We start from the raw sequence: 13,005 nt of genomic DNA on the forward strand, positions 1-13,005 counted from the left end.
GGAACGCCAAGGGGACGCTGAGGTCACGCCGAAGCGGGATCGATCAACAGCAGTTAGGTTAGCCTAACCTAATTTTACAGCGCAACGGCCCCCCAACCCCGAAGGGCCGGAGGGCCGTTGTGCCGAAAGGTCCGTACCTACACGTCGTCCTGCGTCTCGTCCGGGACCTCGCGCAGGGCGTCCTCGGACAGTCCCCTGCGCCAGTAGCCGACGAAGGTGACCCGTCGTCGGTCGAGTCCGCGCTCCCGCACGAAGTGCCGGCGGAGCGCCTTCACCGCACCGGACTCGCCGGCGATCCAGACGTACGGGGCCTCGCCGGGCAGCTCCGCCCCGCGCACCGCGTCCACGGCGGACGGCGCCCCCTCCTCCCGGACGAGCCAGGTCACCGTGGCGTCCGCCTCCGTGGCGAGCTCCATCCGGTCGCCGGAGTAGGGCACGTCGAGGAACACCTGCGCGCGCGTCTCGGCCGGCAGCCACTCCAGGATCGCCGAGGCCGCCGGGAGGGCCGTCTCGTCCGCCCAGATCAGGACGGAGTCGGCGTCCTCCGGCAGCCGGAAGCGGACGCCCGTGTTGTCCGTGACCGCCGGCCCCAGCACGACCACCCGGTCGCCCGGCTCGGCGCGGCCGGCCCAGCGGCAGGCGGGCCCGCCGTCCTCGTGGAGCGCGAAGTCGATGTCGACCTCGTCCGGCGCGGTGCGCTGCTCGCGGACGGTGTAGGAGCGCATCACGGCCCGCTCGTCGTCGGGCATCGCGCGCCAGGCGCCCAGGATCGCGTACATGTCGGGGTCGTCCAGCGGCGGCAGGACGGGCGCCTCCTGGCCGGGGTGCGGCAGGAAGAGCGAGAGCGACTGGTCGCGGCCGCCGGCGGCGAAGTTCTTCAGGTCGTCCCCGGTGAAGGTGACCCGGACCAGCGAGGGGCCGAGCCGCCGGGTCCGGTCGACCTGGAGGGAGAAGAACTGGAAGGGGGCGGTCTCCGCGTGCGTCATGAAAACATAGGTTAGCCTAACCTCATAAATCTCCACAGGGGTGGGGGAGAGCCCGCCGCCCCGAGGGGACGACGGGCTCTCGACGCGCTGCGGACCGGATCAGGCCGGCAGGCCCAACTCCCGCGCGATCAGCATCCGCTGGACCTCGCTGGTGCCCTCGCCGATCTCCAGGATCTTCGAGTCGCGCCACATGCGGGCCACCGGGTACTCGTTCATGAAGCCGTAGCCGCCGTGGATCTGGGTGGCGTCACGGGCGTTGTCCACCGCCACCGTGGAGGAGTACAGCTTCGCGATCGCCGCCTCCTTCTTGAACGGCTCGCCGAGCACGAGCCGCGAGGCCGCGTCGCGCCAGCCGATCCGGGCCATGTGCGCCCGGGTCTCCATGTCGGCGATCTTGAACTGGATGGCCTGGTTGTCGCCGATCGGACGGCCGAACGCCTGCCGCTCGTGCGCGTACTTCACCGACTCGTCCACACAGCCCTGCGCCAGGCCCGTCGCGAGCGCCGCGATCGCGACCCGGCCCTCGTCCAGGATCCGCAGGAACTGCGCGTAGCCGCGGCCCTCCTCGCCGAGCAGGTTCTCCACGGGCACGCGGACGTCGTCGAAGGACAGCTCACGGGTGTCCGAGGCGTTCCAGCCGACCTTGGAGTAGGGCGCGGCGACCGTGAAGCCGGGCGTGCCGGAGGGCACGATGATCGAGGAGATCAGCGGACGCCCGTCCGCCTTGCGGCCGGTGACCGCGGTGACCGTCACCAGACCCGTGACGTCCGTACCCGAGTTGGTGATGAAGCACTTCGAGCCGTTGATCACCCAGTGGTCGCCGTCCCGCACGGCGGTGGTGCGGGTGCCGCCCGCGTCGGAGCCGGCGCCGGGCTCGGTCAGACCGAACGCGCCGAGCATCTCGCCCGCGCACAGCCGCGGCAGCCACTCCCGCTTCTGCTCCTCGGTGCCGAAGCGGAACACGGGCATCGCGCCGAGCGAGACCCCCGCCTCCAGGGTGATGGCCACCGAGGAGTCGACGCGGGCCAGCTCCTCCAGGGCGATGCCGAGCGCGAGGTAGTCGCCGCCCATGCCGCCGTACTCCTCCGGGAACGGCAGGCCGAACAGGCCCATGCGGCCCATCTCGCGGACGATCTCGTACGGGAACTCGTGCCGCTCGTAGAAGTCGCCGATCTTCGGGGCGACGACGTCGTGCGCGAACGCCTCGACGGTGCGGCGGAGTTCCTCGTGCTCTTCGGTGAGCCGGTGGTCGAGGGACATGGGATACGTCACTCCTTGTGGGAGAGGGCGCGGACGGTGCGGGACGGGCTGGGCCGGCCCAGTTGCTCGGCCATCCACCCGCTCGTGGCGGTGAGGGCGGCCAGATCGACCCCGGTCTCGATGCCGAGGCCGTCGAGCATCCACACGAGGTCCTCGGTGGCGAGGTTGCCGGTCGCGCTCTTCGCGTACGGGCAGCCGCCGAGGCCGCCGGCGGAGGCGTCGACCGTGGTCACCCCGTGCCGCAGCGCGGCCAGGGTGTTGGACAGTGCCTGCCCGTACGTGTCGTGGAAGTGCACGGCGATACGGGAGGTGGGGACCCCGGCGTCGTTCAGCGCGGTCAGCAGCGCCGCGACATGGCCGGGGGTGGCGACGCCGATCGTGTCGCCGAGGCTGAGCTCGTCACAGCCTATCTCCGCCAGGGCCTTGGCGACGCGCACGACCTGCTCGACCGGCACGGCGCCCTCCCAGGGGTCGCCGAAGCACATCGAGAGGTAGCCGCGGACGGTGAGCCCGGACTCTATGGCCCGGGTGACGGTCGGCGCGAAGAGCGCCAGCGCCTCGTCGACGGTCCGGTTCAGGTTGGCCTTCGCGAAGGACTCGGTCGCCGAGGCGAACACGGCGATCCGGCGGACGCCCAGCGCGAGCGCCCGGTCCAGGCCGCGCTCGTTCGGCACCAGCACCGGCAGCCGCACCGGAAGGTCCCGGACCAGCGGGTAGAGCTCCTCCGCGTCCGCCAGCTGGGGCACCCACTTCGGGTGCACGAAGCTGGTCGCCTCGACGGTCGTCAGCCCCGCGGCGGCGAGCCGCCGGACGAACTCCGCCTTCACGGCGGTCGGCACGGTCGTCTTCTCGTTCTGCAGCCCGTCCCGTGCCCCGACCTCGTGGATCCGGACCCGGGCGGGGAGGGAGGGGTCCCTCACGGTCATCGGCAGGCTCACGCGTCCTCCTCCTCACGGGGCGTCACCACGGCCAGGATCTGGTCCATGGCGACGGTGCTGCCGGGCGTCACGTCCAGCTCGGTGACGGTCCCGGCGTGCGGCGCGGAGATGACGTGCTCCATCTTCATCGCCTCCACCACGAGCAGGCTCTGCCCGGCCTCGACCTCGTCCCCGACGGCCACCTTCACCACGGTCACGGTCCCCGGCATCGGCGCCGCGAGCGTGTCCGCGCCCCCGTGCCGCGCCCCGCTGAGCGCGGCCTCGACCGGGTCGTGGTCCAGGACGTTCCAGGAGTCGCCGTCCCGGCCGAGCCAGGAACCGGCGCGCCGGAAGCGATGGGTGATCCCGTCCACCGTCACGGTCACCGAGGTGTCCGTGACGTGCCCCCCGGCGGGCGCGCCGACCGTGACGGGTTCGAGGCCCGCCACCCGGAACGGGAAGGCCAGGGGCTTCGGGGTGCCGCCGAGGCGGAAGCCGCTCGGCACCGAGAACGGGTCCGTCCAGCCCTCCCGGGGCTCCGGCGCCAGCGCCGCGAGCCGCACGGCGGCGGCCGCCGCGTACACCTCGTCCGGCACGCCGGCCGGGACCAGGCTCTCCGCGTCCCGCTCCACGAGACCGGTGTCCAGGCGGCCGGCGACGACGTCCGGGTGGGCGAGGAGGCGGCGCAGGAACCCGGCGTTGGTGGGCACGCCGAGCGTGACGGTGGAGGCGAGCGCGGCGCGCAGCCTGCGCAGGGCCGCCTCGCGGGTCGGCGCGTGCACGATGACCTTGGAGAGCATCGGGTCGTAGAGGGAGGAGACCTCCGTGCCCTCCGAAAGCCCCGAGTCGGTGCGGACGCCGTCGCCCTGCGGCTCGTGCAGGGAGAGCACCGTGCCGCCCGACGGCAGGAAGCCCCGGGACGGGTCCTCCGCGCAGACGCGGGCCTCGATCGCCCAGCCGTCGAGGCGGACGTCGTCCTGGCCGAAGGGGAGCGGCTCGCCCGCGGCCACCCGCAGCTGCCACTCCACCAGGTCGACGCCCGTGACGAGCTCGGTGACCGGGTGCTCGACCTGGAGGCGGGTGTTCATCTCCATGAAGTAGTACGAGGAGGGATCGCCGCCCGGGACGATGAACTCCACCGTGCCCGCGCCGACATAGCCGCAGGAACGGGCCGCCTCGACCGCCGCGGCCCCCATCGACGCGCGGATCTCCGGGGTGAGGAGGACGCTCGGCGCCTCCTCGATGATCTTCTGGTGGCGGCGCTGGAGGGAGCACTCGCGCTCGCCGAGGTGGACCACGTTGCCGTGGGTGTCCGCCAGGACCTGGATCTCGATGTGCCGGGGGCGGTCGATCCACCGCTCCACCAGCAGCGTGTCGTCGCCGAACGAGGAGCGGGCCTCGCGGCGGGCCGCCGCGATCTCGTCGGTCAGGACCGCGAGGTCCCGGACGAGCCGCATGCCCTTGCCGCCGCCGCCCGCGCTGGGCTTGAGCAGGACGGGGGCGCCCAGTTCACGGGCGGCCTCCTCCAGTTCGGGGTCGGCGGCGCCCGGGACGACCGGGACGCCCGCCGCCTTCACGGTCTCCTTCGCGCGGATCTTGTCGCCCATGAGGGAGATCGCCGCGGCGGACGGGCCGATGAAGACCAGCCCGGCGTCGGCGCACGCCTGCGCGAACCCGGCGTTCTCGGCGAGGAAGCCGTACCCCGGGTGGACGGCCTGCGCGCCGGTGCGGCGGGCCGCGTCGAGCAGCGCCGGCACGGACAGATAGGACTCGGCGGCCGGCGGCGGACCGATCCGCACCGCCGTGTCCGCCTCCCGCACGTGGCGGGCGTCGGCGTCCGCGTCGCTGTAGACGGCCACCGAGCGCACGCCCATCTCGCGCAGGGTGCGGATGACGCGGACGGCGATCTCGCCCCGGTTGGCCACGAGGACGGTGTCGAACATGCTCTGCATCTTCTGGGAGCCCTTCACATCCGGAAGACGCCGAACTGGGGGTCACCCAGGGGCGCGTTGGCACAGGCGGTCAGGGCGAGGCCGAGGACCTGACGGGTCTCCGTCGGGTCGATGACGCCGTCGTCCCACAGCCGGGCGGTCGCGTAGTAGGCGTTGCCCTGGCTCTCGTACTGCTCGCGGATGGGGGCCTTGAACGCCTCCTCCTCCGCGGCGCTCCACTCGTCGCCGAGCTGGTCGCGCTTGACCGTCGCGAGGACGGACGCGGCCTGCTCGCCGCCCATCACCGAGATCTTGGCGTTGGGCCACATCCACAGGAAGCGGGGGGAGTAGGCCCGTCCGCACATCGAGTAGTTGCCCGCGCCGTACGAGCCGCCGACGACGACCGTCAGCTTCGGGACCCGGGTGGTGGCCACGGCCGTCACCATCTTGGCGCCGTGCTTGGCGATGCCGCCGTGCTCGTACGCCTTGCCGACCATGAAGCCGGTGATGTTCTGCAGGAACACCAGCGGGATGCCGCGCTGGTCGCACAGTTCGATGAAGTGCGCGCCCTTCTGGGCGGACTCGGCGAACAGGATGCCGTTGTTGGCGACGATGCCGACCGGGTGGCCGTGGATCCGGGCGAAGCCGGTGATCAGCGTCTGGCCGTACTCGGACTTGAACTCCTGGAAGCGGGAGCCGTCCACGACCCGGGCGATCACCTCGCGCACGTCGTACGGGGTGCGGGAGTCCACCGGCACCGCGCCGTACAGCCCGTACGGGTCGACCTTCGGCTCCTCGGCCGGCTCGACCGACCAGGGCAGCGGGCCGCGCTCGGGAAGGGTGGCCACGATGTTCCGGACGATGCGCAGGGCGTGGGCGTCGTCCTCGGCCAGATGGTCGGTGACGCCGGAGATCCGCGAGTGGACCTCGCCGCCGCCCAGCTCCTCGGCCGTGACGACCTCGCCGGTGGCCGCCTTCACCAGCGGCGGGCCGCCGAGGAAGATCGTGCCCTGGTTCCGCACGATCACCGCCTCGTCGCTCATCGCCGGGACGTACGCGCCGCCCGCCGTGCACGAGCCCATGACCGCGGCGATCTGCGGGATGCCCGCGCCGGACATCCGGGCCTGGTTGAAGAAGATGCGGCCGAAGTGGTCCCGGTCGGGGAAGACCTCGTCCTGCATCGGCAGGAACGCGCCGCCCGAATCGACCAGGTAGAGGCAGGGGAGACGATTCTCCAGCGCCACCTCCTGGGCCCTCAGGTGCTTCTTCACCGTCATCGGGTAGTACGTGCCGCCCTTGACGGTCGCGTCGTTGGCGACGATCACGCACTCGCGGCCCGACACCCGGCCGATGCCCGCGATGACGCCGGCGGCCGGGGCCTGCCCGCCGTACATGCCCTCGGCCGCGAGCGGGGCCAGCTCCAGGAACGGCGAGCCCGGGTCGAGGAGGGCGTCCACCCGGTCCCGCGGCAGCAGCTTCCCGCGCGCGGTGTGCCGGGCCCGGGACTTCTCACCGCCGCCCAGGGCGGCCGCCGCGAGCTTGGCGCGCAGGGTCGCCGCCAGCTCGCGATGGGCCGCCTCGTTGGCCTGCCAGGCCGCGGACGCGGGGTCCGCCGCGCTCGTCAGCACAGGTGCCTGCTGCATCCCTCGAGCTCCCTTGCTCGGTTAATGAGCGTTAACGTACGCCGCCCAGGTTAACGACCGCTAACCGGGTTGTCTAGAATCGAATCCATGACCACGACCCCGACCGCCACCGGCAGGACCGATGCCCCGACGCGGCGCGAGCAGATCCTCAGGGAAGCCGCCCGCCTCTTCGCGGCGCGCGGCTTCCACGGCGTCGGCGTCGACGAGATAGGGGCCGCCGTCGGCATCAGCGGCCCCGGCCTCTACCGCCACTTCCCCGGCAAGGACGCGATGCTCGCCGAGCTCCTCGTCGGCATCAGCGAGCGGCTCCTCGACGGCGGCCGCCTCCGCGTCGGCGAGGCAGCCGGCGACCCCGCCGCCCTCCTCGGCTCCCTCATCGACGGCCACATCGACTTCGCCCTCGACGACCGCCCGCTCATCACCCTCCACGACCGCGAACTCGACCGCCTCAAGGACGAGGACCGCAAGCGGGTGCGACAGCTCCAGCGCCAGTACGTCGAGCTCTGGGTCGCCGCCGTCCGCGAGCTCCACCCCGACGCCGGCGAGTCCGAGGCCAGGACCGCCGTCCACGCCGTCTTCGGCCTGCTGAACTCCACCCCCCACCTGGCCGCCCTCGGCCGCGGCCCCATGGAGGACCTCCTGCGCCGGCTCGCCCACGGGGCCTTCGGCGCGCTGGGCGGCTGACCCCCGCGGCCCCGCCGGCGACACCCGCCGGTCCACGGGCCGGAACCGCTTGCCCCGGACAACCGGTGCTCGGACAGAATGGCCCCATGCCGATACTCAGCCGCCCCGCCCTTGTCGAGCACCTCGTCCGCACCCGGATCGCGGGAGACGTCGCCACACCGCGCGACAACAACCTCTCCCACTACCGCAAGCTCGCCAACGGCGACCGGCACTACTGGCTCGGCCTCGAACTCGGCGACCGCTGGGCCGACGAGCAGGACGTGCTCGCCGTCATGGCCGAGCGCTGCGGCGTCGTCGACGACCCCGCCCACCGGACCGGCCAGGACACCATCGACCCCGAACTGACCGTCGACGGCCTCGACCGCATGGCCGCCCGGCTGCGCAAGGCCGCCGCCGGCCGCGAGCGCGTCCTCTTCGCCACCGGCCACCCCGGCGCCCTCATCGACGTCCACAGCCGCGTCGCCGCCGCGCTGCGCGCCCGCGGCTGCGACATCGTCCGCATCCCCGGCGGGCTGATCGCCGACGAGGGATACGTCGTCCAGTTCGCCGACGTCGCCGTCTTCGAGCGCGGGGCCAGCCTCTGGCACACCCACTCCCCGGAGCCCATGAACGCCGTCCTCGACGCGCTCGGCGAGGCCGGGCGGCCCGACCTCGTCATCGCCGACCACGGCTGGGCCGGGCGGGCCGGTCAGCGCGGGATCGACTCCGTCGGGTACGCGGACTGCAACGATCCCGCGCTCTTCATCGGCGAGGCGGAGGGGACGATGCAGGTCACCGTGCCGCTCGACGACCACGTGGTCGACCCCCGCTTCTACGAGCCCATGACCGCCTACACCCTCCACGAAGCCGGCCTCACCCCCTGACGCCGCGCCCCCGTCGTGGGGTGCCCCCGTTGTGGGCATTCGTTCCGCCGGCGCGGCGCCCCCTCGTTGTGGGCAACTGTTCCGCCGGCGCGGCCCCCCTCGTTGTGGGCAACTGTTCCGCTGGGGCGGAACGGGTGGGCACAACGGAACGGCGCCCCTTGCCGGGCCGAGGCTTTCCGCGCCCGGGCCCGCACCCCCGTGCGCGTCGCACTGCCGGTGCGGGTCCAGGCACAAGGGGCAGGGGCGCGGCCGAGCGCGCCGTCCCGTGTGCCCACCCGTCCCGCCCCAGCGGGACGATTGCCCACACCGAGGGCGGCACGGGCTCGGCTCGGTCCGTGCTGCGCACGGAGGGGCCAGGCCCGCCCCACCCCCCGGGGTCAGGGGCCGGGGGTGGGGTCGAGGTAGAGGCGGCGGATGGAGGGGAAGCGTGCCCGCAACCGCGCCTCCGCGTCCTCGCAGGCCCGTTCGATCTGCGCCGCGGAGGCCACGTCCCGGAAGTCGACCTTCGCGGCGACGAGGACCTCGCCGGGCCCCTGGATGAGGGTGACGAGGTCGAGGACGTCGACGACGTGGGGGACGGTGAGGAGCTCCTCGCGGACCGCGTCCCGCATGGGCGCGGGGAGGGGGCGGCCGATGAGGAGTTCGGCGTTGGCGCGGCCGAGGACCCAGGCCACGTAGACGAGCAGGGCGCCGATGAGCAGGGAGGCGACGCCGTCCCAGACGGAGGAGCCGGTGATCTGGGCGCCGAGGAGGCCGCCGGCGGCGAGCAGGAGGCCGGTGAGGGCGGCGGAGTCCTCCATGACGACGGCCTTGACGGTGGTGTCGGGGGTGAGCCGCAGGTACTCCCCGAAAGTGGCCTTTCTGCGTTCCGCCTCGGCCTTGACCTGCCGGGCGCCGGTCCGGAGGGAGTATCCCTCCAGGAGGAAGGAGACGCCGAGGACGATGTAGGAGACCGTCGGGTCGCCGAGCTCCTCGCCGTGGACGAGGGTGTGGACGCCGTCGTAGACGGAGAAGACCGCGCCGCCCACGAAGGTGGCGACGGCCGCGAGCATCGCCCACACGTACCGCTCGCCCGCGTATCCGACGGGGTGGTCCTCGTCGGCCGGCTTGTCGCTCCGCTTGAGCGCGGTGAGGAGCATGACCTCGGTGACGGTGTCGGCGACGGAGTGCGCGGCCTCGGAGAGCATCGCGCTCGATCCGCTGATGACGCCCGCGGCGGCCTTGGCGACGGCGATGCCGAGGTTCGCCGCCGCCGCCACGATCACCGTGAAGGTGCTCTCCTCGTTCCCGCCGCCGCTCTTCCCGCCGCTGTCCGTCATGTCCCGGACGGTATGTCCGGCCGTCAGCGTGGGATGCGAACGACACCCTCCTGGATGACGGAGATCGCCAGCTTCCCGTCCCGGGTCCAGATCCGGGCCTGGCCGAGGCCGCGGCCGCCGGAGGCGGAGGGCGACTCCTGGTCGTAGAGGAGCCATTCGTCGGCGCGGAAGGGCCGGTGGAACCACATGGCGTGGTCGAGGGAGGCACCGACGACGTCCCCGACGGCCCAGCCGCCGCGCCCGTGGGCGAGCAGGACGGAGTCGAGCAGCGTCATGTCGGAGACGTAGGTGGCCAGGCAGACGTGCAGCAGGTGGTCGTCGGCGAGCTTGCCGTTGGTGCGGAACCAGACCTGGGAGCGGGGTGCGCGCGGCTCGCCGACGGAGCCCCACGGCGGGGTGTCGGCGTAGCGCAGGTCGACGGCGGCCCGGGCCTCGACGAGCCGGTCCGCGACCTCGCGGGGCAGGTGCCGGGGGAGCATCTCGGCGGCCGTCGGCAGGGACTCCGGGTCCGGCGCGGCCGGCATGGGGTCCTGGTGGTCGAGCCCCTCCTCGTACGCCTGGAAGGAGGCGGAGAGGTGGAAGATCGGCTGTCCGTGCTGGACGGCGACGACCCGGCGGGTGGTGAAGGAGCGGCCGTCGCGGATGCGGTCGACCGTGTAGACGATCGGCGCGCCCGGGTCGCCGGGCCGCAGGAAGTACGCGTGCAGGGAGTGCGCGAGGCGGTCCTCGGGGACGGTCCGGCCCGCCGCCACCAGCGCCTGGGCGGCCACCTGGCCGCCGAAGACGCGGGGGACGAGCGCGGACCGGGACTGCCCGCGGAAGATGTCCCGCTCGATCCGCTCCAGGTCGAGCAGGTCGAGCAGGGCATCCAGCGCGTCGTGCGGTTCGGGCACCTGGACTACAGGCCCATCGACTTGGCGATGATCGACTTCATGATCTCGCTGGTGCCGCCGTAGATGCGGTTGACGCGGTTGTCGGCGTACAGGCGGGCGATCGGGTACTCGTTCATGTAGCCGTAGCCGCCGTGCAGCTGGAGGCAGCGGTCGATGACGCGGTGCGCGACCTCGGTGCAGAAGAGCTTGGCGCTCGCGGCCTCGGCCGGGGTCAGCTCGCCGGCGTCCAGGGCCTCCAGGGCGCGGTCGGCGACGGCCTCGGCGGCGTCGACCTCGGCCTGGCAGGCGGCCAGCTCGAACTTGGTGTTCTGGAAGTGCGCGACCGGCTTGCCGAAGACCGTGCGGTCCGTGACGTACTGCTGGGCGAAGCGGACGGCGGCCTTGGCCTGGGCGTAGGCGCCGAAGGCGATGCCCCAGCGCTCGGAGGCCAGGTTGTGGCCGAGGTAGTAGAAGCCCTTGTTCTCCTCGCCGAGCAGGTCCTCGACCGGCACCTTCACGTCGACGAACGCCAGCTCGGCGGTGTCGGAGGTGCGCAGGCCGAGCTTGTCCAGCTTGCGGCCGATGGAGTAGCCCTCGGACTTGGTGTCCACGGCGAAGAGGGAGATGCCGTGGCGGCGGTCCTCGGCGGTGGGCGCGGAGGTGCGGGCGCAGACGATCACGCGGTCGGCGTGGACGCCGCCCGTGATGAAGGTCTTGGCGCCGTTGAGGACGTAGTGCGTGCCGTCCTCGGAGAGCTTGGCGGTGGTCTTCATGCCCGCGACGTCGGAGCCGGTGCCCGGCTCGGTCATGGCGAGCGCCCACATCTCCTCGCCGGTGACGAACTTCGGCAGGTAGCGCTTCTTCTGCTCGTCGGTGGAGAGCATCTTGATGTAGGGCAGGGCGAGCAGCACGTGGACGCCGGAGCCGCCGAACTGGACGCCGGCGCGCGAGGTCTCCTCGTAGAGGACGGCCTCGAACTTGTGGGTGTCCAGGCCCGCGCCGCCGAACTCCTCGGGCACGTTGATGCCGAAGATGCCGAGCTCGCCCAGCTTGTCGTAGAACTCGCGCGGCGCCTGGCCCGCGGCGAACCACTCGTCGTAGACGGGGACGACCTCGGCCTCGATGAAGGCGCGGATGGTCTCCCGGAACGCCTCGTGGTCCTCGTTGAATACGGTACGGCGCACGATGCGACTCCTCCGGTGTGCGGGCCCATTTGTCTAAGCGCTTGCTCAGTCTGCCGTCAACGAAGTTACCCAGCAGTCACCCACCCTGTCCAGACTCCTCGCCTGTGATCCAGGCCCGCCCCACGGAGTCGTACCCGTACACGGGCCGCCCCCTCACCCCGCTCGTCCGAAAGGGTGCCCCGTCCTCGTCCCCGATCCGGACCGAGCCCCGGCGCCCCTCCGAGCTCCACTCCAGCTCCAGGTACCAGCGGCAGTCGCAGTTCGCCGTCCCCGCCGAGACCAGGAGCTCCTCCGGCTCGGCGGCGCTGACCGCGTACGGGAAGGAGACCGCCGGGAGCGTCCGGCCCTCCTGCCCGGAGGCGTCGTACCCGTCCCGCGCCCGCGCCACCGGCCGCGGTCGGTCCAGGTCCACCTCGAAACGGCGCGGCGTCACCGCCCCGCCGCACCCGTCGTCCATCCGGTACGCCGCCCACGGCAGCGGCGCGCCCCGCTGCACCACGCGCACGTGCAGCGCCTGGAGCACCACCGCCGCCGCGGACTTCCCCTGCACCGACACCCGCACCAGCGTCTCGCCGCCGTCCACGGCCCCCTGCGCCGCCGCCCAGCTCCGCGCGTCGGCCGCCTCCGGCGGGGCAGCGGGCGTCCGCTCCGCGAGGTAGGTGTGCCCGCAGCCGTTCCTCCAGAGGTCCGAGGCGACCGTCCACGTCAGCGGCGCCGGTGGTTCGGCGGCCCGCTCCCGGGCCTTCCCGGGCAGGAGTACGGCTCCGAGCGTCACCGTCGCCACGACCGCCAGCGCCCCGCCGACCACGCCCGCCCACCCCCATCGGTGCCTCCGCCGCCCGGCCGGGAGGCCCGGCCCGCGCGCCCGCACGGGTTCCAGCTCGGGCTCGGACACCGCCTCCGGGGCCGGTACGGGCGTCGGGGCCGGTACGGGCTCCGGAAGCGGCTCGGGGCCGGGCTCGGGGGCCGGCTCCGCTCCGGGTTCCGGCGCCGGAGGGCGGCGGGCGCCGTCCGCACGGGCCCAGGCCGCCTCCAGGGCGCGCCGCTCCTCCTCGTCCGCCCCGCACAGCAGGGCGAGGCGGTCGACCACGGCGAACTCCTCCGGGACGGTCGCGCCGGAGCAGTAGCGGTGGAGGGTGGACGCGCTGACGCTCAGGCGCCGGCCCAGCGCCTCGTAGCTCCTCCCGTCCCGCGCCTTCAGCCCGCGCACGAGCCGCGCGAACTCCTCGACGGCGGCGTCCTTCGGCATTCCATCCCCCTCGGCCCTGCGTCCCACCCTTCACGTCCTTGCACGTCAGCAGGGGTGGAATGGTTCCGGGACGGAGGGTGGGCGCGTCACCGTTGCA

11 protein-coding genes are annotated in these 13,005 nt (G+C 73.1%); 2 read left to right on the forward strand and 9 right to left on the reverse strand.

Going from position 1 to position 13,005, the window contains the following annotated elements; genetic code table 11:
- Positions 1-137: 137 nt before the first annotated feature.
- The 5 genes from AB0424_RS14295 to AB0424_RS14315 all read right to left on the reverse strand — a co-directional run bounded on the left by AB0424_RS14295 (position 138) and on the right by AB0424_RS14315 (position 6,737).
- Complete coding sequence (locus tag AB0424_RS14295; RefSeq protein ID WP_366305116.1) at positions 138-986, reverse strand: siderophore-interacting protein; 849 nt, start codon at positions 984-986, stop codon at positions 138-140.
- Positions 987-1,085: 99 nt separating this feature from the next.
- The gene (locus tag AB0424_RS14300) at positions 1,086-2,246 is read right to left on the reverse strand and encodes an acyl-CoA dehydrogenase family protein (protein ID WP_366305118.1); all 1,161 of its coding nucleotides are present in this window, start codon (positions 2,244-2,246) and stop codon (positions 1,086-1,088) included.
- A gap of 8 nt (positions 2,247-2,254) precedes the next feature.
- Positions 2,255-3,184, reverse strand: coding sequence for a hydroxymethylglutaryl-CoA lyase (locus AB0424_RS14305; protein ID WP_366305120.1), 930 nt, complete (start codon positions 3,182-3,184; stop codon positions 2,255-2,257).
- A complete protein-coding gene (locus AB0424_RS14310; RefSeq protein WP_366305122.1) occupies positions 3,181-5,115 on the reverse strand; it encodes a biotin carboxylase N-terminal domain-containing protein in 1,935 nt (644 codons plus the stop codon). The genes AB0424_RS14305 and AB0424_RS14310 overlap by 4 nt, the downstream gene beginning before the upstream one ends.
- A gap of 14 nt (positions 5,116-5,129) precedes the next feature.
- The gene (locus AB0424_RS14315; RefSeq protein ID WP_366305124.1) at positions 5,130-6,737 is read right to left on the reverse strand and encodes a carboxyl transferase domain-containing protein; all 1,608 of its coding nucleotides are present in this window, start codon (positions 6,735-6,737) and stop codon (positions 5,130-5,132) included.
- Positions 6,738-6,824: 87 nt separating this feature from the next.
- Here AB0424_RS14315 and AB0424_RS14320 point away from each other — a divergent pair, with 87 nt between their 5' ends.
- Entirely contained in the window at positions 6,825-7,421 is a 597-nt protein-coding gene (locus AB0424_RS14320) for a TetR/AcrR family transcriptional regulator (RefSeq protein WP_366305126.1), read from the forward strand.
- An 86-nt stretch (positions 7,422-7,507) separates the two neighbouring features.
- Positions 7,508-8,284 (forward strand): phosphatase, encoded by a 777-nt coding sequence (locus AB0424_RS14325; RefSeq protein WP_366305128.1) that lies wholly within the window; start codon positions 7,508-7,510, stop codon positions 8,282-8,284.
- A gap of 377 nt (positions 8,285-8,661) precedes the next feature.
- On the opposite strand, the gene AB0424_RS14330 is transcribed toward AB0424_RS14325, so the two are convergent.
- From AB0424_RS14330 to AB0424_RS14345, 4 genes are all read right to left on the reverse strand, one after another.
- The gene (locus AB0424_RS14330; RefSeq protein ID WP_366305130.1) at positions 8,662-9,603 is read right to left on the reverse strand and encodes a cation diffusion facilitator family transporter; all 942 of its coding nucleotides are present in this window, start codon (positions 9,601-9,603) and stop codon (positions 8,662-8,664) included.
- A gap of 23 nt (positions 9,604-9,626) precedes the next feature.
- Positions 9,627-10,496, reverse strand: a complete 870-nt coding sequence (tesB, locus tag AB0424_RS14335; RefSeq protein ID WP_366305132.1) for an acyl-CoA thioesterase II — start codon at positions 10,494-10,496, stop codon at positions 9,627-9,629.
- Positions 10,497-10,501: 5 nt separating this feature from the next.
- On the reverse strand, positions 10,502-11,659 hold the full coding sequence (locus tag AB0424_RS14340) for an acyl-CoA dehydrogenase family protein (RefSeq protein ID WP_017237177.1): 1,158 nt from the start codon (positions 11,657-11,659) through the stop codon (positions 10,502-10,504).
- 76 nt (positions 11,660-11,735) lie between these two features.
- Positions 11,736-12,908, reverse strand: coding sequence for a helix-turn-helix domain-containing protein (locus AB0424_RS14345; protein WP_366305134.1), 1,173 nt, complete (start codon positions 12,906-12,908; stop codon positions 11,736-11,738).
- Positions 12,909-13,005 lie beyond the last annotated feature (97 nt).

Origin of the sequence: Streptomyces sp. NPDC051180 (assembly GCF_040689545.1) — a bacterium.
Lineage (GTDB): Bacteria > Actinomycetota > Actinomycetes > Streptomycetales > Streptomycetaceae > Streptomyces.